A 21,791-nucleotide genomic window follows, 5' to 3' on the forward strand; every position below is an offset into this window, starting at 1 on the left:
GAGGATCGCGTTGGCCCGCTTGAGCTCGCGGTTCTCGCGTTCGAGCTCGGCGATCCTGTGGGCCTGGTCGGTGGTGGTGCCGGGCCGGGTCCCCTGGTCGATCTCGGCCTGGGTGACCCAGTTGCGCAGCGTTTCGCGGTTGACGCCCAGCTGGTCGGCCACCCGGGCGATGGCCCCATCGCGGGTGGTCGGGTTACGGCGGGCGTCCACGGCCATCCGGATCGCTCGTTCGCGCAGCTCAGGCGGGTACTTCCTCGGTGCTGGCATGACTCTCATCCTTCCCAGGTTTGAGAGCCTCCATCACACCCGGCACGAAACACCAAAAGCGCCGGAACCCGCGGGAAGTCGGAAGTGGATTTTGGTGCTTCAGGGCAGAGCGGGAACCCCGTTCAGACTCGACCATGCCAGGCCATCCGCTCACCCACCGGGTCGCGGGCTCAGACGGACAGTGGCCACCACAGGGACGCGCACGCCCTGCTCGATCGCGGCCTCGCAGACGAAGGCCATCAGCCACCCGATCGCTTCATAGGACCACTCCGCCAGGTGTCCCTCGAAGGTCGCACGGTGCCCCTCCGGCTCCGCAGCAGTGAAGTCGGGAACCCTTGGAGTCAGTCCACGGGCCGCGTCCGGTCCGGGCACGGCGGTGATGTCGGTGAAGACCCGTTGGTGAATCTGGAGCAGTCGGTTCGCCATCGCCGGTGCGGCATCGGCGACCTCTGCGCTGGCGCCGGAGTCCAGGCTCACCACCACCGCGGTACGGGACTGGGCGGGTATCTCGGCGAACCAGGGAAGTGCGCTCACGAGGTCGCCGTAGGCGCCCTCGTCAGGACCGGGAGGCAGGTCCTGCAACGGAACGAGCAGTTGGGCGGCCTCCAGGTCGAGCCGCCCCACGCGGTCGGCGACCGCCCCGGCGCAGTCCAGCATCTGCTGGGCGGGCACCGCCCGGCGAGGTCGGGCGAGCGACTGCTGGGAGACCTGGAACCACAGCCTCCGGCTGCCCTCGCCGAGGGGGTCCAGGCCGGCGTCGTTCATGCCCCACAAACCCGCTTCGGGCCTCCCGTCGTCGGGAGCAGCCAGCCATCGACAGGTCTGGGACCGTGCGTGGAACAGGATGTAGGGGTCGGCGTCGACGGTGGCGGGGTCGTACCAGGGGTGGAGCTCCAGGGTGCCGTGCAGCGCGCAGAACAGCGTCCCGTCGGCCATCGTGCCTCCTCGGCGTCAGTTCCGGCAGGTGAGGGGGATCTCCGTTTCGATGTATCTGCGGAAGGGGTCGTCGAAGATACCCACCAGGTCGACGTCGACGACCGTGCGTCACCGGGTTCGTGTGCTGGCGTTGCAGTCGGCCCGGGCCACAGCGCGGTTGGCCGATCCCCCGCCGGAGTAGACGGTCTTCTTGCCGGTCGAGCCCGCATACGTCCAGGATCCGCCCACGTATTGCTGGAGGCGAACGGTCACCACGGCCTGGTTGGTATCGCAGTCGATGTTCTCCCACCAGGCATGGCCGGAAGCCTGGCCTGAAGACCGGTGGACCCTGTCGGCCAAGGTGTTGAACCTGCAGATGAGCTCACCTTGGGCCTGGCCGGTGGAGGCATGGCGGGCAGTGGAGGGGACCGACCGGACGTCAGGTGCAGGGTCGGTTCGGGCATGGGCCGGTACGGTTAGAGACAGGGTGAGGGAGACGGCCGTGGCCAGGACGATCAGTGCGCTCGCGGGCTTAGGCACGGTCCGGTCCTTTCTGATACGCGACAGGGGGCATGACGCAACGGTCAGAGCCTCGTGGCCGGGGCAGATGTTCTTTGAGTCGCGGAACGACCAGAGAGGTCGATCTCTCTCTGTGATGGATGAGCTACACAAACATATACAGGCTTTCGTCGACCCGAAGGTGACACGCCCAGCGTCGGATCCGGCGCTCGTTCCAACCGTTGGATGCGTATGAATCACCAGACGGGGCAGATCCCCCTTCGCCGGTTCAGGATGGGAGCATCCCTCGACGGTCTTGCGGACTCGGTGCGCCTCGGCGTCGAACATCGAGGCGTCGGGCACTGACGAAACCGGCGACCAGGGGGTGTATTCGCTTCGCGACAAGCTCGCGAGGTGCCATCGGACGCTGTCGGCCACCGGTTCGTGCTCCGTTCGTGCTCCGCGGTTTTGAAACGGGGCGGCACGACATGGCACTGGACGGCACGGTGGATCGGATGGGGTGGCGCGAAACGGTACGTAGCGACACACGACAGCACGCGACCAGGGCACTTCTCATCCGATGGCCGCAGGTTCGAATCCTGCCGGGTGCGCCACAAAACCCCAGTTCAGAGGGGGTACACGAGGACCTCGCAAGAGGTCCTCACCGCGTTCCGGGGCCTGAGGTGCTCCATGTGTGCTCCCCAGTACAAGGTGAGTGCAAGTAGGGGCCGACCTCACGGAGCATTTTGCCGTTCCGTGACCCCGTGGGCCCCGCCCGGGACGTCCCCGTGCCTGCCCACCAGCGCCCCATCGCCGCGCCGGGTCGAACGCCCCGAACCCGCGACGCCGCAGGCCGAACAGCGGCGGCAACGCCCCTGAGACGGCCCGGTGTGGGCCCGTCCGGGCGCGTCAGCGGCCCGCCCCGGACACCCGCCCTGCGCAACAACACCACCGTCATCATCCTGCCAGCGTGCACAGCCGACCCGGTGCCGCGCTCCCCGACCGGGAACACAGCCACCCACGGCGGCGTGACCGGTTCCGGTCAGTGAGGAACACCACCCACCCACCGGCCCGGAACCGACCGCAGCCTCTCTACCGGCGGGAACCCGATCCCGCAGCGCCGCTCTCACCCCATGGGGGGCAATAGAGTCGTTCGCCCCACTTATGCCATGATGCGATCACGCAACGTCAGCGCACGAACCCGCTGCGTCCCCCACACCACCCCGGGAGGCTCCCCGTGTCCGCGTGGAACATCCGTCCCTCCGAGGTCGGCACGATCCTGAGCACCGTTTCCGGACACGTCGGAGACGAAGAAGGAACCGAAGGACTCACCGGCCACCTGACCTCCCTGGAAGGGCACCTGGCCGACGCCGCCTCCGGGGCCCACAGCCCCCCGATCGAGATGGCGCTGGGAGAGTTCGCCGAACACTTCTTCGGCGAGGTCGGCGACATGATCGCCATCACCTCCAGCGCGGTCACCGGAGCAGGCGAGGCCACCACGCACTACGTCAACGGCAACCTCGACATGGCCGCCGACGCCCAGGCCAACGCCGGGAAGGTCGTCACCCCCGTGGACGGCAACGGCAACGGCGGACAGCTCCCCACCGCCTTCTGACCTACCCCCAGCCCCTCTTTCACCGACCCCGTGTGGAGACACCCCCTGTGAGCGACGGCCTCATCGACCCGGAAGCCATCCCCATCCCCGAGGCGAACGTCTACGAACTCCAGACCGCCGCCGCCGGAATGAAGACCGACGGCGACGACATCTCCCAAGCCGGAGCCGACATCTCCACGGCATGGGCCGGCCTCCAAGGGGTCTACAGCGCCCCGGAGGCCGAGACGCTCTTCGCCGCCACAAACCCGGTCCCCACCAAGGGCGAGGACACCGACCAGGCCCTGAACACCGCCGCCCGCGCGCTGGAGGACTTCGCCGAGACCGCCCAGCGCATCCGCGGAGAACTGACCGCCCTGCGGGCCGAGGCCCGCGACCTGGTCACCGAGATCAGAAGCGACGAGGACTGGAACAGCAGCGAGCACCCCTTCGACTTCGTCAGCGAGAAGGGGCAGGAGCACGACGCCCTGCTCGGCAAGGTCAACGCCTTGGTCCAGGAGTACCAGCAGGCCGAACGGGACTGCGCCAACACGATCACCCGGACCTTCGGCGGCACCACCTTCATCGGAGGCGACCCCGCGGGCACCACCCGGCCCGGCCCCGGCGAGGTCGTCTACGGTCTCGACGAGCCGTTGGAGAACGTCGCGACCCCGTGGGGGACCCCGCAGGGCACCGACTACTACTGGACCATGGACGCCGCCCTGGCCGCATGGGACACGGTACGCGGCGGCGCCGAAGATGTCGGCGGTATGGTCGGGGCGTTCGGGGAGCCCGGCTGGTTCACCGACAACTGGGGGGCCAACGCCGAGGCCTATTGGGGTGACGCCCTGGTCGGCATGGGCGCCTGGGCCGGTGTCTACAACCCCGAGACCGGTGACTGGGTGGGTAGTTTCGGTGAGGGTTTCGAGGTCTATACGAACGCCCGTCTGGACGCGGTGCACGGCTTCTTCCCGTGGACGGAGCTGGAGGAACGCCCCGGATACGCCTTCGGCACCTTGGGTACGAACCTGGCCATCATCGGAGCCGGGGTGGCCCTGACCGCCACCGGCGGCGGCGCGGTGGTGGGCGTCCCCCTGACGGTCAGCCGTGTGGTGCGAATCTTCGGCGGCGTCGGTGCCGGGGACGGACCCCATCTATCGGCTGGCGACGGCTCCGACACCGAGGGCGGACACGACCGCAACGGCGCCGGCTCCGGTGCTCACGGCAACGGTGCGTACTCCTCTTCTCCCTCACCCTCCTCCCCCGGGGAGGGGGCCTTCTCCTCCGACGGGGAGTGGAAGCCCTCCGATATCGAGGACATGAACACCGTCCTGTCCGATCTGGAGACAGCGCAGAACCCGTCCCCGGCACCAGAGCCCGCACCGGCCCCACGTCCTGAGAGTCCGACCCCAGAGCCCCGGTCCGAGCCCGTGGTACCGGAGCGTGCCCCGGACACGGCCACCAGCGACGCCCCGCAGCAGCACACCGATCAGCACGGGCGGGAAGCGGATCCGACTGCTCAGGATGTCGACCAGGCCTTCGCGGAGATCGCTCAGAACAACGAGGACCTCGCCGACCGGATGGACCGCCAGGACGGCGGACGGATGGCCGAACTCGACCCGGACACGGCCTGGACCATCAACCCCACCCAGACCACCACGGAAGGCGGTGACGGCCCCGGAGACGGATCCCGTGTGCCCGTCACCCCCGACGGCGCCGAACTGCGGGAGGGCAACGAGGCCACCAACAACACCGACAACGAAGGGCCCGCACGACAACCCGGCCGTGACGACAACCCCATCACCATCCACGAAACCGAGGAACAAGACCTCGGTGGGTCGTCTTTTGGTGGCCCGAACGACCCGCCCGATATCCCCAACTCTGGGAGCTCTTCAAGTGAGCATTTCCCAGAACCAGGTGTTCCAACGAGGGAGAACCCGACAGGCCCCATGTCGGATGCCCAAGAAAGCGGAATCAGAGATCTACTTGAATCAACAGGACTTAACAAGCAGAAGATCAACGATATCATCGCGACATTGAAGGATGACGACACAAAACTTGGAGGCCAAATCGCCGACATCCTGCTGGATAACCAAGTAAGCAGCGTCAAAAGGTTTGATGAATTCGTCTCTGACTTCTCAAACCAGAACATGGTTCCAGCCGCAGGAACAGAGCTCAGGTTCGTCGACAATCTCATAAGCTCGGGCTATCCGATCGAGCGACTCGAGTTCGCAGAAAAGAAAGACCAAGAAGCAACTTCGAATAGTTCTCAAAATTTCGACATCGATACACTTATAAGATCCGACGGAACCTCAGGGAACTACGCCTACCAGATCAAGCGACTCGAAGTTACAGATGGCGCGATCCGAGAGAGTGCCCTCGTTAACAATACCCAGAAAATCGGCAAGCAGCTAAGGAATATACCCCTCGAAATGGGGGAAACCCATACCGTGGGCATCCTTGAGGTCAACGCGCCCATGATCGAGATATCCGACAAGGCAATGGAAAAAATCCTTGCCAACGCCCGGCGCTACAATACTTCGTTCAAGGTATACTTCTCAGACGGAGAAATGACCTTCCCTGAAGGCTCACGAGTGTACCCATAAGCGCAAACCATCACAGAGGAAAAATGCCATTTCTTATGCGAGCACCCGTACCCGTTGCATCCTGGTCGTGGACCCTCGAAGGACCCGAGGGGACCGACGGCCTCACAGCGGGAGCCCCCGCAGCTCTTAAGGTGTCGGATGTCCTGCAGTCTCACGACCTTCTGTACCTGCAAAAAATCGAAGTGGACTGGTTCGAGTTCGGTATCGGTAACACCGGCTTCCGATCCACCATACTCCACTGCCAGAATATGACGACTGAAAAAATCAAAGAGAAAACCCTAGAATCACGACCCCATTCTTGCCCAAATTCCTACCCAGAAACCCTAAGAATCATTGGACCGGGAAATTGGATCACACCAGAGGGGCAAAAAAGAGGCGAGCCAGAACTGCTAGTCGCCTCAATCGATATAGCAACAGAAGACACGCAGATAGAGGTGTCAGTATACCACGACATCTGGGCCTCGAACGATTTCTTTGGGAACCCCCACCGAGAAACATATGATGCCAATGCCCCCCGTTTGGAGAGAGCACTGAAGAGCATTGAAAAAATTCTTGGAGTCGAAACAGAGACGGGAGATCCGACCTACTTTGGAACCTCCCTAAGGTACGGAGTTGAATCCCCCAGGGGAGGAGTTTCTAAAATTGGGCTCGATGTAACGGATCGCCTTTGAGGGGAAAATTTACGCATGACGAAGTCGCTCGGCCCTCCAGAGACCACCTCATCATGGACCTGGGAAATCGAGACGGAAAGCGACGACGAAAACGGAAATCTTGAGCGTGGCGCCCGTACAGCGCTCCCCACGGCAGCAATTCTCAAAAAAACACGGGCTGCTGGCTCTGTCTCAGATGATGGTCTCATGGTATCGATCAGGAGTCGGACCCATTGGATTTCGATCTCTCATCTCGATGCACAAAGGTGCGAGCACCTCTCCGAATGATCTGGTGCAGATGATTTCAGCAAGCCAACCGGTCGGGCACACGGATGCTCGCGCTGGCCAACTCGAACTCCTGAGCCCCGGAGTATGGATAAACAACGAAGGCCATACCAAGCGCGAGCAAAAGCTGATTAGCGCCTTCTTGTCCATGGACAAGTTCGGAGTCTGGGGCATGCTTTGGGTGATGCACGACATCTGGTCCTACTATGATTTCTCCGGACAGCCGCACCCTGAGGTCTACAACAACAACGCGTCACGCCTGGCCTCCGTTCTCAAGAAAATCGAAACATCTCTGGACGTTGAGATTGAGGAGGGTGAACCCACCTACTTCGCAACACCGGAAAAATATGGGATTCTGACGCCCACCACTGAAGCAGAAGGCCTCGGTTTCGATGCGACAGACCGGTTCTGAATCACGTGACAGCAAAAGGTGCGCGCGACGTGAAAGCTCACCGCAACGGATCGCGTGACGTGGGTCTCGCCGTGACCGATTGCCGTTGGCACGAGGACGCAAATGACACACGACGTGGTCGCTCTGCTCGACAGGGCCCCCACCCTGCGCGGTATGACACAAGCCCTGGTCCACGCAGGCCCAGAGCTACGGGTACGCGCGGTCGCGGACGGGGCGCTCGTCCAGCTCCGGGACGATGCCGGCCGGATGATCGCCGCGGTCCAGGCCGCGCAGCGGCTCTCCTGCACCACCGAGATCGACCGGCTCCTGACTCCCGGCCTCGGCCGCGCCCTGGCCGAACGGCCCTACTGGGTGGAGGCCAGAGGCGCCCGCACCGGTGCCCAAGGGCCGGACACCCGAGCCATCGTGCGCAGGTTCGCCGATGCCCTGGTCGAGCAGTGCGGCGGCACCGTCTGGTCGCCCGACCCCGCCCCGGGGTGGGACGACCCCGTGTTGACCGGCGTCACCGACCACCCGACCGTCACCGTCACCACCCCCAAGGTGGCCGTGGCCGTCCAGGACCGCCCTGTGGTGGCCATGGACCCCTGGATGGTCGACGCCCTGCACACGCACGCCCACGCCCGGCTCGCCTTGCAGCTGGTCACCCCCTCCGCCTCGCGGTTGACCCACATCCTGCGGTCGGCCCTGACCGGGCCCTTCACCCGTTGGGTGGTGCGCACTCCGCGGGGCGACTACCGGGACGGATTCTCCGGAGCACCGTTGACCTGGCATGAGGAACTGGGCTTCGTGCGCGCGGAGAGACCACCGGACGACGAGCAGGCCACCGAGCGGGAGAGCAACGTGGACACGCGGTCCCTCCTGCTGGTGGATCTGAGCGTGATCCACCCCCCGGAACGGGACCTGCGGTTGGGCACCTGCGTGGAGACCCTGACCCTGGGCCTGACCGGTTCCCTTCCCGCCCTGTGGGGCACCAGCGAGCCCGCGCCCCTGGTATGGAGCCCTGACGACCTCACCGGCCTGGCCCGTCGCAGAGCCCCCAAAGCGACCTGGACGGTCTTCAACGGCCCCACCGACCACGACGATGACTCCCCGGTGTTCACCGGCACCCTGCGCGTCACCCGTGTGCCCGAAGGGGTCCGCGAGGACGTCACCCTGGCCATCGGCGGTCCCGCGGACACCACTTTCGCCCCGGACACCCTCACTCCTCTGGTCAAGGAACTCACCGGAGAAGACGGTTTCCACCGCATCGCCGTGCACCGTACCCGGGGCAGGGCGGACTTGGCCTACGCTCCGGATCCCCCCATGCCGGTCATCCCGATCGGGTTGGGGATCGGCCCCGCCGCAACGACCGGTCTGGGCGTGGATCACGCCCAGGCGGCCCCGGTGAGGGGCGTACCCTTCGGACCGCCGATGACCCCTTGCATCTGGTACGCCATCGGCGACGGAACCGATCCAGCCGATCTGGAACTCCACCGGAGTCTGCTCGCCCACCTGCGCCCCGGAAGCACCAAGCCCACAGACCAGTAGGAGAGGAATAGCGGAGGCACATACGGCCGCTCCTCACACAGGAAACCGCCACCAAGCCGTGCTCGCACAACGGAACGTCCGATGTAAGAAAGCCCCTGATTCCAGGGGACCTTTGATCCGGTGGGCGACCACCTCCACCCCAGGGCTGTTTCATTCTCGGTGAGCGGTGACGTTCCTGCTGGTCAGCGAAGACCGATCACGTCCAGCGGGCGAGAGAACGCCTCATACGACACCCACCGGATCGCGTCGGGCACCGTGTCCTGACCCAACCGGCCCAGGAACACCAAAGCGAGGGCGCGTAGCGCGACCAGGTTGTCGGGGCCGTGCCCGCAGCGGACCGTGCAGGCGTCCTCGCCCAACGACACGTCCTTGACGTGGTGCCAGGCCTCGATGCCCCCATGCCCGCGCACCAGAGCACCGCCCCGGGCCGCGTCCGCTTGCCCGACCTCCAGCGAGGTCACCGCATACGCGCAGGTCCACGACACGTCCCCGGTGCGTAGGTCCTTCACGTGGCGGCGCACCCGCACGGCCTGGACCGCATGCGGAAAGGTGGTCCTGCCCGCGAGGTCGATGGCCTTGACGGTACGGGTCTCGGCCCGCCCGTGGCCGCGGTCCCGGGCGGTGCCCAGTGTGGGGGCCTGAGCCCAGGGCAGGGCCTTGACCTGGTCGAACAGCGTCCTCTGGTTGCGTTTGACGGTCAGAACGTAGTCGGCGTGCAACTCCTCGACCAGGTGGGTGGCGGTGTCGGCCTGGGTGTGCAGGGCATCGGCGGTGACCACGACGCCGGCCAGGTCCACACCGTCCAGCAACACGGCCAGGGCGTCGATCTCGCTGGTGCCCGCCGGCACCCGCACCTGCGCGACCAGACGCCGGTCCGGGGTCAGGGCGGCGAGCAGGTGCACCGCCGCCTCGACGGCCGTGGCCGATCCGCGCAACGTTTTGCCGTCCACCGCCACCACCTCAAGGACATCGGGCCGGGTCAGGGCGGCCAGGGCCTCGGGGTCCAGGGCGAGCAGGACCCGGCGGGGGCGAGCAGGACCCGGCGGATGGTCGCCGGAGACGGAGCAGAGCGCACCCCCAAGGCCGGACAGGAGATCCGACAGCCCAACCGGATGAGGGTGTGCCGGGGTGCGCTGTCGGTCCATCGGCCGATCGCCCGCAGGTGGCGGGCCCCGGCCAGCATCGCGCACAAGGCGCACAGCACGACGCTGGCCAGGCTGTGGCGGCGGCCTCTCGGTGAGCGGGGATCGGCCAGACGGGCGAGCTTGCCGAGAAGGTCAACAGGAGCAACGGCGGGCGTGGCAGACTCGGAGTGCAACGGAGTCCCTTGGAAGTCAGAGATGTGGAAGTCCCTGATCTTCTAGCGGGCTCCGTTGCTCGTTGGTGGGGCTTCGACCGGATCGCTACAGGGCTTTGATCAGCACCGATGGCTCACGATCCCGACTTTGAAACAGCCCTGCCTCCACCCCACGGCGAAACCCCAGGCCGGACGGGGTGAACCCGCCGCACGGCCCGGGGCCCGGGGTGTTCAATCGCTCCTGGTGTGCTCCCCTGTCCCGCTACCCGGCCGACACCGGTTCCCCGCGCAGCAGCGCGGCGGTCGCCTCCGCGGCGGCCTTGGCCACGTCGGGGAACACCGATTGGTAGACGGTATGTAGTGAGGGTTCGCGAGAGGGCCGGGACCCCGCTCACACGTTGCCGTGGGTTGCCGACCAGGCAGAACCTGGACGGTAGTGCCTACATGTGGGGGAGGTCCCGGTGTCCACCGAGCCTACGACCGTCGGGCTGGACGTGCACGCCCGCGCCGAACTGATGCGCGCCCGGCACCGCCTGTCCGAGCTCCTGCTGCGCCAGGGCCTGCTCTGGGAAGGCGAGAACACCTGGACCCGGGCCCACCACGACCGGATCGGCCGTCGGCGCTTCACATAACCGGCCCCGCAGGCGGCCGTCAGCCGCGCACGAACAGGTCCCGCTCACCCGGGACCGCCGGAACCGGCTGGACGCGGCCGTCATCACCGCGGCCGCGGAACCGGAGCGGGAGGCGGTGGTGGCCCGGCTGCGCCGGGGTCACCGGGTGAGGAACGATCCCCGAAGCACCTATCGAGCGGCCGGTTCGTTTGCGGCCGCGCCCGTCCACCGGACCGTGGTCCCGTTGCCGACGAACGGTCCGTCCTGCGGTATCCGAACCCGCGCGTACCGGTCCGGCCACGCGTCGTGCCCGACACGCGAACCGGGTCGCGCTCTTCCGCCGGCTCCCCTGCCGGACCGGCGGGGCCTTCTCGTCACGCCCCGACCGGTGGTCGAGGTCGTTCGTCCCCCGCCGGGGCCCGGGGCGCTCCGCCTTGGCTTCCGGCTCGGCGTGACGGGGGTGGCGGCCATCGAACAAGGCCGGGGAGGGCCCCGGCGGACATCAGCGGCGCCGGGCCACCGCCCATCTCCGCTGTTCGGGACCGCTCTCGTGACCGGCACCCCCTACGTATCAGGTGATCGGCCCCCGGACACCCGCCCAGCTCCGGAAACATCGTTGGCGCTAACATGGGCCACGCTTCGTACTCGGGCAATGACGTCGAATTGTGCTTGGCAGAGGGGTTGACGAGCAAAATGTTAGCGCTCACTATATTGGCCATGTGACCCCAATCACCACCCCACCCTCAGCGGGTCACGGCCGATACGAAGGGCACCCCCCAATGAAGAGGTTCACCACGGTCACGGCGGCGCTCGTTCTCGTGACGGCGACCGCCTGCGGCTCGGGCGGCTCGGGCGAGACGGACGACGGAACGATCACCATGGGCTTCGCCCAGGTCGGGGCCGAGAGCGGCTGGCGGACCGCCAACACCGAGTCCATCCGACAGGCCGCCGAGGACGCGGGCATCGACCTGCAGTTCTCCGACGCCCAGCAGAAGCAGGAGAACCAGATCAGGGCCATCCGGTCCTACATCCAACAGGACGTCGACGTCATCGCCTTCAGTCCGGTCGTCGAGACGGGTTGGGACGCGGTCCTCCTGGAGGCCCAGCGCGCCGACATCCCCGTCATCCTCACCGACCGGGCCATCGACTCCGACGACACCTCCCTCTACGAGACCTTCCTCGGCTCCGACTTCGTCGAGGAGGGCCGCAAGGCCGGGCAGTGGCTGGTCGAGAACGCCGAGGGCGAGACGAACGTGGTGGAGCTACAGGGCACCACCGGCGCCGCGCCCGCCATCGACCGCAAGGAGGGCTTCGAGGAGGTCATCGCCGGCAACCCCGACATCGAGATCATCGCCACCCAGACCGGCGACTTCACCCGGGCGGGCGGCAAGGAGGTCATGGAGGCCTTCCTGCGCTCGCACGACGACATCGACGTCGTCTACGCGCACAACGACGACATGGGTCTGGGCGCCATCGAGGCGATCCGCGCCGCCGGAATGGAGCCGGGCGAGGACATCCGGATCATCACGGTGGACGCCGTCGAGGCGGGCATGCAGGCCCTGGCCGCGGGCGAGATCAACTTCATCGTCGAGTGCAACCCCCTGCTGGGCGAGCAGTTGATGGAGCTCGCCGAAAAGGTCGTGGCGGGCGAGGAGGTCCCCGAACGCGTGGTGGTGGAGGAGACCACCTTCACGCAGGAGGAGGCCGAGGCCGCCCTCCCGGACCGCCGGTACTAGGGCGTGTTCGGCGGATGCCTTCGAGCGGCTCGACGCTCGCGCCGGGTGCCGGGAACGGCCGCGGGGCGATCCCCCGCAGGACGACGAGCGCGGGTCGGCCGCCCGAGCTAAGGCGGCGCCGCGCGAGGCGGCCCCACGGCCCCGTGGCGGTACCGCGCCGAAGGAGTCCGTTGAGGGTGGTGGCGGGCGACGGGCGGGCCCGGAATGTTCCGCCGAACACCCCCAGCCCTGTTCTCTTCGGGCCTCCGCTGCGCTTCGGCCCCAGCGGTACAGGTCTGCGTTCCAGCCCCGGCGCCCCCGTCAGAGGGGGCGCCGGGACCGTCCACGACGACGAAAGCCCTGGCCATGACCGATTCATCAGCGCAGTCGACCGACCCGGTGGTCGACATGCGCGGTATCACCGTCGACTTCCCCGGGGTACGCGCCCTGTCCGGCGTCGACTTCCGGCTGCTCCCGGGCGAGGTGCACGCCCTGATGGGCGAGAACGGAGCGGGCAAGTCCACCCTGATCAAGGCCCTGACGGGAGTGCACCGCCCGACCTGGGGCGAGATCCTGCTGCACGGTGAGCCGGTGGAGTTCGCCGTCCCCGCTCAGGCCCAGAACGCCGGGATCAGCACCGTCTACCAGGAGGTCAACCTCTGCCCCAACCTGTCGGTGGCGGAGAACATCCTGCTGGGCCGCGAACCGCGCCGCCTGGGCGCCATCGACGGCCGGGCCTGCCGGGCCCGGGCCGCGGGCCTGTTGGAGCGCATCGGCCTGTCCATCGACCCGGGCTCCGCCCTGGACAGCCACCCCATCGCCGTGCAGCAGCTGGTGGCCATCGCCCGGGCCCTGGCCGTGGACGCGCGCGTCCTGGTCCTGGACGAGCCGACCTCCAGCCTCGACACCGACGAGGTCGCCGAGCTCTTCCGGATCATGCGCGTACTGCGCGAGGAGGGGGTGGCGATCCTGTTCGTCTCCCACTTCCTGGAACAGGTCTACGAGATCGCCGACCGGATGACCGTGCTGCGCAACGGCTCCCTGGTCGGCGAGTACCTGCCGGAGCGCACCGACCGCCTGGAGCTGGTCTCGCTGATGCTCGGCCGCGAACTGGGCACCCTGGAGGACGTCGAGCGCCGCTCCGAGGAGCGCAAGCCGGGTACCGCGCCGGTCCTGACCGCGTCCGGGCTCGGCCGGGCGGGCGCGATCGCCCCGTTCGACCTGGAGATCCACGCAGGCGAGGTGGTGGGTCTGGCGGGTCTGCTGGGCTCCGGGCGCACCGAGATGGCCCGGCTGCTGTTCGGCGCGGACCGCGCGGACACCGGGACGCTCAGCACCGACGGCCGGGCCGTGCGCCCCCGCGGCCCGCGGTCGATGATCGCCCGGGGTGTGGCCCTGTGCTCGGAGGACCGCAAGGCGGAGGGGCTCATCGCGGACCTGACCGTGCGCGACAACCTCGTCCTGGCGCTTCAGGCCGCACGCGGATGGATGCGCCCGGTGCCCCGGCGCATGGCCGACGCGCTGGTGGACGAGTACATCGAGATGCTCGACATCCGCCCCGCCGATCCGGGCGCCGTCATGAGCACCCTCTCCGGCGGCAACCAGCAGAAGGTCCTGCTGGCACGGTGGCTGGTCACCCGGCCCCGGCTGCTCATCCTCGACGAGCCCACGCGCGGCATCGACGTCGGCGCCAAGGCCCAGATCCAGAAGGTGGTGGCCGATCTGGCCGCGGACGGCATGGCGGTGCTGTTCATCAGCGCCGAACTGGAGGAGGTGGTCCGTGTGTCCGACCGGGTGGTGGTCCTGCGCGACCGGCGCAAGACGGCCGAACTCGACGGCGACGGGATCACCGTGGACGACGTGATGTCGGCCATCGCCGCGCACGACGAGCAGGGGACGGCGGTGGCCTCGTGATCCGACACCGGCTCTTCTGGCCGATCGTCGCGCTGGTCGCGCTGCTCGCGCTCAACACCGCGGTCAACCCCTCGTTCCTGGAGATCAGGTTCCAGGACGGGCACCTCTACGGCAGTGTCGTCGACATCCTGCGCAACGGAGCGCCGACCCTGCTCATCGCCGTGGGCATGACCCTGGTGATCGCCACCCGCGGCATCGACCTGTCGGTGGGCGCGATCGCGGCGATCGCCGGAGCCATCGCCTGCACCTGGATCGTCTCGGGCGGTGGTGCGCTCACCGGCATGCTGCTGGCGCTGTGCGTGTGCGTCCTGCTCGGCCTGTGGAACGGCTTCCTCGTCTCGGTCCTGGGGATCCAGCCCATCATCGCGACCCTGGTGCTGATGACCGCCGGGCGCGGCGGCGCGATGCTCATCACCGAGGGCCAGATCATCACCGTGGACGACCCGCTCTACAGCAGGATCGGTGCGGGCTTCCTGGTCCTGCCGATCGCGATCCTGATCAGCCTGGGCGTGCTGCTGGCCGTGGCCGCGCTGACCCGCGGCACCGCCCTGGGCATGCTCGTGGAGTCGGTCGGGACCAACCCGAGGGCCAGCCGGCTGGCGGGGGTGCGCTCGCGCACCATCGTCTGGACGGTGTACGTGTTCTCCGGGCTGTGCGCCGGCCTGGCCGGGCTGATGATCAGCTCGAACGTCAACGCGGCCGACGCCAACAGCGCGGGCCTGTGGATCGAGATGGACGCGATCCTGGCCGTGGTCATCGGCGGCACCCTGCTGGCCGGCGGGCGGTACTCGCTCTCCGGCACCCTGGTGGGCGCCCTGGTGATCCAGTCGCTGACGACCACCGTCTACAGCATCGGCGTCCCGCCCAACGCCATCCTGGTGTTCAAGGCGGTCGTGGTGATCGCCGTGTGCCTGTTGCAGTCCCCTCGCACGTCCGCGCTGTTGCGGCCCCGCCGTAGAGCCGGGACCACCGACCCCCGCACCCCGGAGGTGACCGCGGCATGAACGTTCTGGACCTCGCACGCGTGAGGAACCGCGTGGAACGCGTGCCCCGGCGCTTCCTACCGGTCATCGCCACGTTCCTGGTGTTCGTCCTGACCTTCGGCACCGGCGCGGTGCGCTACGACGGCTTCGCCTCGCCCCAGGTGATGACGAACCTGTTCGTGGACAACGCCTTCCTCATCGTGCTCGCGGTGGGGATGACCTTCGTGATCCTGACCGGCGGGATCGACCTGTCGGTGGGCGCCGTGGCGGCGCTGTCCACCATGATCGCCGCGGCCACGTTGGAGGCGGGTTGGCCTCCGCTCGCCTCGGTGTCGGCCGTGCTCGTCTCGGGTACCGCGCTCGGCCTGCTGATGGGGCTGGTCATCCACTTCTTCGACGTGCAGCCCTTCATCGTCACCCTCGCGGGCATGTTCCTGGCGCGCGGCCTGTGCTTCCTCATCAGTGTCGAGTCGGTCTCCATCACCGACCCCGTCTTCCGGACCATGGCGACCGGGACCATCACCCCGGTGGAGGGGGTGACCCTGACCTACAGCGTCCTGATCGCCCTGGCCGTGGTCCTGGTCGCGGTGTACGTCCTGCACCTGACCCGGTTCGGGCGCACCGTGTACGCGGTGGGCGGCAGCGAGTCCTCGGCCCGCCTGATGGGCCTGCCCGCCGGCCGGGTCCAGGTGGGGGTCTACGCGGTGAGCGGGTTCTGCTCGGCCCTGGGCGGGCTGCTGTTCAGCCTGTACATGCTCTCCGGCTACGGCCTGCACGCGGTCGGCATGGAGCTGGACGTGATCGCCGCCGTGGTGATCGGCGGGACCCTGCTGACCGGCGGGACGGGCTACGTCGTCGGCTCCGTGACGGGTGTGCTGGTGCTCGGCACCGTGCAGACCCTGATCTCGTTCGAGGGCACCCTGAGCTCCTGGTGGACCAAGATCGTCATCGGCGTGCTGCTGCTGGTCTTCGTCATCTTCCAACGGCTGATGATGCGCCGAGCCACCTAGCGCCGTGGCCGGAAACGTTCGCCGGGGTGAGTGACCGGCCCCAGGGCCGACGGCGACAGCGGTCGGCCCTGGGAGCCGCGGGTGTCCACCCCCGTCAAAGCCCGCGGACCCACCGGCCCTGAAGGCCGGCGGCTGCAACGCGTCGCCCGCCGGGGCGGCACCGACACCATGCGCTGCCGGCGGGCGATGATCGTCCCGCCCCCTCTGGCGGCGGCACCGTCCCGGTCACCGTCCGCGCGGTCGCCGCCGACGGGAAACCCGTCGCGAGGTCGTCCACGCCTTCGACACCCGAGGGCCGAGCCGCCTGGACCCTGAGATCGGCGGGTCCTGCGTTTTTCGGAGTCGTCGATGCCCGGTAGCGTCATGACAACGGTGACGCGACCGTTGCAGGGCCGTGTCCCACCGGCGCGGAGGTCGGCTTTGAGGAGCTAACGGAGATGTTCCAAGGGCTGGCGCGCTATGTGCCCACGGTGAACGACGCGACGGTGCGCGGCATGGTCTACCCCCGGCGGTCGCTGGTCCTGGTCACAGGGGTACCCGGAGCCGGGAAGAGCACCCTGCTGCGGCGGCTGTTCGGGCTCCGCGGAGACGAGGAGCGGACCGTGCTCACCGCGGAGGGTGTGCGGGTGATCGACTCTCTACAGTCGCGGCTCCGGCTGGGGCCGTTGCTCGGTCCGATCCCCTACCCGCTCTGGCGTTGGGTAGTGCACGTACTGCACCTGGTCCGGATGGCCGCGGCGCTGCGGGGCGGCCCGGTGGTGCTGCACGAGTGCGGGACCCGGAGCCCGGTCCGCCTGCTGCTCGCCCTGCTCTGCCGGCTCCGCCGGTACGAGATGCACGTGTTGATGATCGACGCCACTCCGCAGGAGGCCCGGAACGGGCAGAACGCCCGGGGGCGGCGGGTGACCGAGCACAGCCACCGGGCGCATTCGCGGCGCTGGCGGCGGCTGCGCACGGCCACCCGGCACGGGCCGGCGGCATTCGCGCCGGGCGTGCGCAGTCTGCTCGCACTCGACCGGCATCGGGCGCAGGAGCTGTCCTGGATCCGTTTCGGCCCCTGAGCGACCGCCCGCGGTCCCGTGCACACCGCGACGGGGCAGCCCTCCATCCGGCTTGAACCCGTGATGTCCGATGCCTGGGTGGCACCGGCCGGTCGAACTCGAACGGTTCGGGTCCCGGGCCTTCACCCGGCGGGCCGATACGCGACCGGGGCGCTTCTCCTGCGATGGCCGAAGGCTCGCGTCGTGTCGGTCCGGGTGCGCCGCGAAACCCCGGGGCGAGCGGGATACCCGACGGCCTCGCCCGTTTCGGGGCGGGGTGTGCTCCGCAGGCCGGTCAGCGGCCCGGGAGGCCGGGCGCGGATGGTGTCCCATCGAGTGGTGTGACTTTTCCGGCCCTGTTCCCACGGATGAGCGTCAGCGGTGCCGGGCGGATCGGTGCACCGCCGCCTCCGGCGGCTTCTTCATCCCGGTCAGCGGGCCGCCGGTACGCGCTGGCCCGCCCGGCTTCGGCCGACCATCGCGATGACCCGCAAGGACGCACCCGCGCGAAAATCACACCACTCCCGGGGACGTGACCGGGCGCGGCTGATGCGTGCCCGCTCCGAGCGGCTTCCGAGGGACGGTCGCCCGGCACGGGTGAGGGTCCGCCGCGCAGGACGCCGGAAACGACGGGGCGGCTTTCGGCGGCCGGTCCGCGAAGGGCGTGGGCGCCTGTTGCCCCGCGGTCGAGAGGAGGCGCGCGGGGGCGCGGGAGCGGCCTGCGCCCGGGAGGCGACGCCGCTTCCGGGCCGAGGGGCGGGGCTCCGAGGTCTTGTGCGCCGGACGTGCGACCATTAATCTGAACCATGTTCATTATTAGGTATGGTTAACCTAATACATCCAGGGTGCCCCGACGGTTCCCCCTCCGAGGAAGAACATGACGATGACCGAAACCCCGGCGGCAGGGCCGCCTTCGGACGGGTCCCCCGATGACATGAGGGCCCGGCACAAGGCCGACGCGCGGGCACTCAAGAACCTGATGCGCCCGGTGGCCCCGAGCCTGACGATCGGCCGGCTGCTCGCCGTGGTCTCGGGGATCCTCGCGGTCGTGCCCTACGTCGCCCTGGTGCACATCGGCGAGGCCCTGCTGGACGCGGCCCGCGACGGAGGCGCCGTCGACGGAGCGGGCGTGCACCTGTGGCTGCGGATCCTGCTGATCGCGTTCGCCCTTCGGCTCCTCGTCTACTTCGTCGCGCTGCTCATCACGCACCTGGCCGATATCAGGCTCGGCCACGTCATCCGCCGACGTATGGTCCACCGGTTCTCGACGACGCCGCTGAACTGGTTCACCTCGACCAACTCCGGTCGGGTGCGCAAGGCGTTGCAGGACGACATCGGCACCATCCACCACCTGATCGCACATCAGCCGGTCGACGGCACGGTCGCCGTCGTCATGCCGCTGACCCTGATGGTCTATGCCTTCACCGTCGACTGGCGTCTGGGGCTGCTCGCCGTCGCGACCGTCCCGTTGTACGGCGCGGCCATGGGCATGAGCATGCGCGGCATGGGCGAGAAGACGGTCCAGATGGATCAGAAGCTCTCGGCCGTCTCCGCCCGCATGGTCGAGTTCGTCACCGGCATCACCGTGGTCAAGGCGTTCGGCCGGGTCGGTCGCGCCCACCGCGCCTACCAGGCCTCGGCAGAGGAGTTCCAGAGCTTCTACTACGCCTGGGTACGCCCCCTCATCCGGGTGAGCTCGCTGGGAACGTCGCTGCTGGCGGTGCCGCTGATCCTGCTCATCAACATCGGCGGAGGCGCCCGGCTCGTGCAGACGGGTGCGGTCACGGTCGCCGATGTGCTCGCCACCTCGCTGATCGCGCTCCTCGTCCCGTACGGCATCGAGGTGCTCATGAACTCGATGTGGTCGTCACAGCTCGCCGGCGCGGCGGCCCGTCGGCTCACCGACCTCATCGAGACGCCGGTCCTCGCCGATACCGGGGTGCGCGCCGAGCCGAACGGGCACGACGTCGTCTTCGACCGTGTCGGCTACTCGTACGGCGAAGGAGACGACGCGGAACTCGCGCTCGACGACGTCTCCTTCACACTCCCCGAGGGAACCGTCACCGCTCTGATCGGACCGTCCGGCTCCGGGAAGTCGACCATCGCCAGGCTCCTGGCCCGGTTCGACGACCCGCGCTCCGGTGAGATCCGGCTCGGCGGGGTCCCGGTCGGCGAGATCGACGACCTGTACCGGCACGTCGGATTCGTCCTCCAGGACCCGCAGCTGCCGTCGATCAGCATCCGCGACAACATCGCGCTCGGCCGTCCCGACGCCACGGACGAGCAGGTCCGGGCGGCGGCGCGGGCCGCCCGGGTGCTCGACGAGATCGAGGCGCTGCCGAACGGCTTCGACACGGTCTACGGCGCCGGCAGCGGACTGTCCGGAGGCCAGGCGCAGCGCATCTCGATCGCCCGGGCCGTCCTGGTCGACGCCCCGGTGCTGATCCTCGACGAGGCCACCGCCCTCACCGACCCGGAGTCGCAGCACCAGATCCAGCAGGCGCTCTCCGAGCTGGTCCGGGGCAGGACGGTGCTGCTCATCGCGCACCGGCCCGAGGCCGTCAAGGGCGTCGACCAGATCGTCCTGGTGGACCGGGGGTCGGTGGTCGCGAAGGGGACCCACGACGAGCTGCTGTCCGAGCCGGGTTACGCCCGCCTCTGGGAATCCGCCACCGCGACCTTCGAAGGAGCGCACGAATGAACCTTCCCCTGATCGACATCGTCCCGCGCATGAAGCGCATGGTGTCCGAGCCCGAGAAGATCGGCCCGGCGATGATCATCGCCGCCGTGGGCGGCATCGTCGAGGGCCTCGCCCTGGCAGCACTGCTGCCGGCGATCAGTTCGCTGGCCTCGGGTGAGCCGGTCTGGGGCCTGGGCCTGGGCGCCTGGCTGGTGGTGTTCGCCGTGCTGGCCGCCCTCGGCTTCGGCGTCAACTACCGGCAGAGCCAGAGCGCCTACGGCACCGCCCTCGACTTCCTCCACAGCATCCACCGGCTGGTCGGGGACCAGGTCTCCAAACAGCCGCTGGGGTGGTTCGCGCGTCCCCTGGCCGGCCGTCTGTCACGGATGGTCTCCACGGAGCTGATGCAGGCCGGCGAGATCTACGCGCACATGTTCGGCCCGATGGTCTCGCGGATCTCCTCCGCGGTCGTGGTCGTGACCGCGGCGTGGTTCTGGAACCCGCTGCTGGGTCTGGTCCTGACGGTCTCGGCTCCCGTCTTCGTGGTGATCACACTGGTCTCCACCGCGTTCATGCGCCGCGGTCGCGCTGTGCACGAGCCCGAGGAGGTGAACCTGGCCGACCGTATCGTCGAGTACGCGCAGTGTCAGGGCGCCCTGCGGTCCTGCGGGCAGAGCGACGGCTTCGCCCCGCTGGACGACGCGCTGGAGAACACCTACCGGGCGAAGAACAGGGCGCAGTGGATCGAGACGGTCGGCATGCTCCTCAGCGGCATGGTGACCCAGGGTGTGATCGTCGCGCTGATCACCGTCACCGGCTCGCTGGCCGTGGCGGGCTCGCTCCAGCCCATCCCGGCGCTGGCCTTCATCGGGCTCGCCCTGCGGTTCACCTCGACCCTGTCGGCCATCACCGAGAGCGCGATGGGCCTGGAGTCGAGGCGCCCACTGCTCGACGCCATCGACGAGGTGCTCACCGCCGAGCCCCTCCCCGAGCCTTCGTCTCCGAGCGGGCTGCCGGCTCCGGGGACCATCGAGCTCGACGGGGTCACCTTCGCGTACGCCCCCGGCACCGAACCGGTCCTCAAGGACGTGTCCCTGTCCGTGCCGGCCGGCTCCATGGTCGCTCTCGTCGGGCCGTCCGGCAGCGGCAAGACCACGATCGCCCGCCTGATCTGCCGCTTCCACGACGCCGACGCGGGCACCGTCAGGGTCGGCGGCACGCCCGTGACCGAGCAGACCACCGAGCAGTTGATGGGCCAGCTCTCGATGGTCTTCCAGGACGTCTACCTGTTCGACGACACACTGGAGGCCAACGTCGCCGTCGGCCGCGAGAACGCGAGCCGAGAGGAGATCCGCGAGGCGGCCGACCTGGCCGGTGTCACCGAGATCGCCGAACGGCTGCCCGACGGCTGGGAATCGCGGGTCGGCGAGGGGGGCCGCGCGCTGTCCGGCGGCGAGCGGCAGCGGGTCGCGATCGCCCGCGCGCTGCTCAAACGGTCGCCGATCGTGCTGCTCGACGAGGCCACCTCCGCGCTCGATCTGGAGAACGAGGCGAACATCGTCGCAGCCGTCGAGCGGCTCCGCAGGCAGGCCACTATCCTGATCATCGCGCACCGGCTCGACACCATCGCCGCAGCCGACCGGATCATCGCGCTCGACGACCGCGGTGGGGTCGAGGCGCAGGGCACCCACGACGAACTGCTCGCGGCCGGAGGCACCTATGCCCGTTTCTGGGACCGCCTGCACCGCGCGCAGGGCTGGCGGCTCACCGACGCCTGACGGGAGGGCGGG

General features: G+C 68.5%; 18 protein-coding genes and 1 pseudogene. 14 read left to right on the plus strand and 5 right to left on the minus strand.

What is annotated here, in order from left to right; genetic code table 11:
- The 3 genes from QJS33_RS20220 to QJS33_RS20230 all read right to left on the minus strand — a co-directional run.
- On the minus strand, positions 1-276 hold a 276-nt coding region (locus QJS33_RS20220; RefSeq protein ID WP_372339689.1), incomplete at its 3' end, for a transposase.
- A gap of 141 nt (positions 277-417) precedes the next feature.
- The gene (locus QJS33_RS20225) at positions 418-1,203 is read right to left on the minus strand and encodes a hypothetical protein (RefSeq protein WP_306369597.1); all 786 of its coding nucleotides are present in this window, start codon (positions 1,201-1,203) and stop codon (positions 418-420) included.
- A 108-nt stretch (positions 1,204-1,311) separates the two neighbouring features.
- Positions 1,312-1,458: a hypothetical protein gene (locus tag QJS33_RS20230; RefSeq protein ID WP_306369598.1), complete on the minus strand. Its 147-nt coding sequence runs from the start codon at positions 1,456-1,458 to the stop codon at positions 1,312-1,314.
- A gap of 1,459 nt (positions 1,459-2,917) precedes the next feature.
- On the opposite strand from QJS33_RS20230, the gene QJS33_RS20235 reads away from it, so the two are divergent.
- The 6 genes from QJS33_RS20235 to QJS33_RS20260 all read left to right on the plus strand — a co-directional run bounded on the left by QJS33_RS20235 (position 2,918) and on the right by QJS33_RS20260 (position 8,751).
- Complete coding sequence (locus tag QJS33_RS20235) at positions 2,918-3,295, plus strand: DUF6507 family protein (protein WP_306369599.1); 378 nt, start codon at positions 2,918-2,920, stop codon at positions 3,293-3,295.
- Positions 3,296-3,342: 47 nt separating this feature from the next.
- Positions 3,343-5,877, plus strand: a complete 2,535-nt coding sequence (locus QJS33_RS20240) for a hypothetical protein (RefSeq protein ID WP_306369600.1) — start codon at positions 3,343-3,345, stop codon at positions 5,875-5,877.
- Between the two features lie 182 nt (positions 5,878-6,059).
- The gene (locus QJS33_RS20245; RefSeq protein WP_306369601.1) at positions 6,060-6,548 is read left to right on the plus strand and encodes a hypothetical protein; all 489 of its coding nucleotides are present in this window, start codon (positions 6,060-6,062) and stop codon (positions 6,546-6,548) included.
- A 15-nt stretch (positions 6,549-6,563) separates the two neighbouring features.
- Entirely contained in the window at positions 6,564-6,815 is a 252-nt protein-coding gene (locus tag QJS33_RS20250) for a hypothetical protein (protein ID WP_306369602.1), read from the plus strand.
- Positions 6,816-6,819: 4 nt separating this feature from the next.
- Positions 6,820-7,224, plus strand: coding sequence for a hypothetical protein (locus QJS33_RS20255; RefSeq protein WP_306369603.1), 405 nt, complete (start codon positions 6,820-6,822; stop codon positions 7,222-7,224).
- Between the two features lie 102 nt (positions 7,225-7,326).
- Positions 7,327-8,751: a DUF6177 family protein gene (locus QJS33_RS20260; RefSeq protein ID WP_306369604.1), complete on the plus strand. Its 1,425-nt coding sequence runs from the start codon at positions 7,327-7,329 to the stop codon at positions 8,749-8,751.
- Positions 8,752-8,933: 182 nt separating this feature from the next.
- On the opposite strand, the gene QJS33_RS20265 is transcribed toward QJS33_RS20260, so the two are convergent.
- Both QJS33_RS20265 and QJS33_RS20270 read right to left on the minus strand, forming a co-directional pair.
- Positions 8,934-9,701 (minus strand): ISAs1 family transposase, encoded by a 768-nt coding sequence (locus QJS33_RS20265; RefSeq protein ID WP_306369605.1) that lies wholly within the window; start codon positions 9,699-9,701, stop codon positions 8,934-8,936.
- 29 nt (positions 9,702-9,730) lie between these two features.
- The gene (locus QJS33_RS20270; RefSeq protein ID WP_306369606.1) at positions 9,731-10,069 is read right to left on the minus strand and encodes a transposase family protein; all 339 of its coding nucleotides are present in this window, start codon (positions 10,067-10,069) and stop codon (positions 9,731-9,733) included.
- A 440-nt stretch (positions 10,070-10,509) separates the two neighbouring features.
- Between QJS33_RS20270 and QJS33_RS20275 the strand changes: the two genes are divergently transcribed.
- The 8 genes and pseudogenes from QJS33_RS20275 to QJS33_RS20310 all read left to right on the plus strand — a co-directional run bounded on the left by QJS33_RS20275 (position 10,510) and on the right by QJS33_RS20310 (position 21,779).
- Positions 10,510-10,680: a hypothetical protein gene (locus tag QJS33_RS20275; protein WP_306369607.1), complete on the plus strand. Its 171-nt coding sequence runs from the start codon at positions 10,510-10,512 to the stop codon at positions 10,678-10,680.
- A gap of 758 nt (positions 10,681-11,438) precedes the next feature.
- Positions 11,439-12,395: an ABC transporter substrate-binding protein gene (locus tag QJS33_RS20280; RefSeq protein WP_306369608.1), complete on the plus strand. Its 957-nt coding sequence runs from the start codon at positions 11,439-11,441 to the stop codon at positions 12,393-12,395.
- A 345-nt stretch (positions 12,396-12,740) separates the two neighbouring features.
- Positions 12,741-14,288 carry a sugar ABC transporter ATP-binding protein gene (locus QJS33_RS20285; RefSeq protein WP_306369609.1) on the plus strand — a complete coding sequence of 516 codons (1,548 nt, stop codon included), beginning with the start codon at positions 12,741-12,743 and terminating at the stop codon, positions 14,286-14,288.
- Positions 14,285-15,292, plus strand: coding sequence for an ABC transporter permease (locus tag QJS33_RS20290; protein WP_306369610.1), 1,008 nt, complete (start codon positions 14,285-14,287; stop codon positions 15,290-15,292). Before QJS33_RS20285 ends, QJS33_RS20290 begins: the two co-directional genes overlap by 4 nt.
- Complete coding sequence (gene yjfF, locus QJS33_RS20295) at positions 15,289-16,281, plus strand: galactofuranose ABC transporter, permease protein YjfF (protein WP_306369611.1); 993 nt, start codon at positions 15,289-15,291, stop codon at positions 16,279-16,281. The genes QJS33_RS20290 and yjfF overlap by 4 nt, the downstream gene beginning before the upstream one ends.
- Before the next feature lie 437 nt (positions 16,282-16,718).
- A pseudogene (locus tag QJS33_RS20300) lies at positions 16,719-17,339 on the plus strand (AAA family ATPase); the annotation flags it as partial.
- Positions 17,340-18,198: 859 nt separating this feature from the next.
- On the plus strand, positions 18,199-20,022 hold the full coding sequence (locus QJS33_RS20305) for an ABC transporter ATP-binding protein (RefSeq protein WP_306369612.1): 1,824 nt from the start codon (positions 18,199-18,201) through the stop codon (positions 20,020-20,022).
- Positions 20,019-21,779 carry an ABC transporter ATP-binding protein gene (locus QJS33_RS20310; protein WP_306369613.1) on the plus strand — a complete coding sequence of 587 codons (1,761 nt, stop codon included), beginning with the start codon at positions 20,019-20,021 and terminating at the stop codon, positions 21,777-21,779. The genes QJS33_RS20305 and QJS33_RS20310 overlap by 4 nt, the downstream gene beginning before the upstream one ends.
- The last annotated feature ends 12 nt before the right edge of the window (positions 21,780-21,791 follow it).

Origin of the sequence: Nocardiopsis sp. CC223A (assembly GCF_030766825.1) — a bacterium.
GTDB lineage: Bacteria > Actinomycetota > Actinomycetes > Streptosporangiales > Streptosporangiaceae > Nocardiopsis.

What these genes read in the sequence shown, in the direction of transcription:
- QJS33_RS20225 (WP_306369597.1), bottom strand. Translation starts at nt 1,203, where the DNA reads ATGGCCGACGGGACGCTGTTCTGCGCGCTGCACGGCACCCTGGAGCTC.
- QJS33_RS20250 (WP_306369602.1), top strand. Translation starts at nt 6,564, where the DNA reads ATGACGAAGTCGCTCGGCCCTCCAGAGACCACCTCATCATGGACCTGG.
- QJS33_RS20260 (WP_306369604.1), top strand. Translation starts at nt 7,327, where the DNA reads ATGACACACGACGTGGTCGCTCTGCTCGACAGGGCCCCCACCCTGCGC.
- QJS33_RS20280 (WP_306369608.1), top strand. Translation starts at nt 11,439, where the DNA reads ATGAAGAGGTTCACCACGGTCACGGCGGCGCTCGTTCTCGTGACGGCG.
- QJS33_RS20285 (WP_306369609.1), top strand. Translation starts at nt 12,741, where the DNA reads ATGACCGATTCATCAGCGCAGTCGACCGACCCGGTGGTCGACATGCGC.
- yjfF (WP_306369611.1), top strand. Translation starts at nt 15,289, where the DNA reads ATGAACGTTCTGGACCTCGCACGCGTGAGGAACCGCGTGGAACGCGTG.
- QJS33_RS20305 (WP_306369612.1), top strand. Translation starts at nt 18,199, where the DNA reads ATGACGATGACCGAAACCCCGGCGGCAGGGCCGCCTTCGGACGGGTCC.
- QJS33_RS20310 (WP_306369613.1), top strand. Translation starts at nt 20,019, where the DNA reads ATGAACCTTCCCCTGATCGACATCGTCCCGCGCATGAAGCGCATGGTG.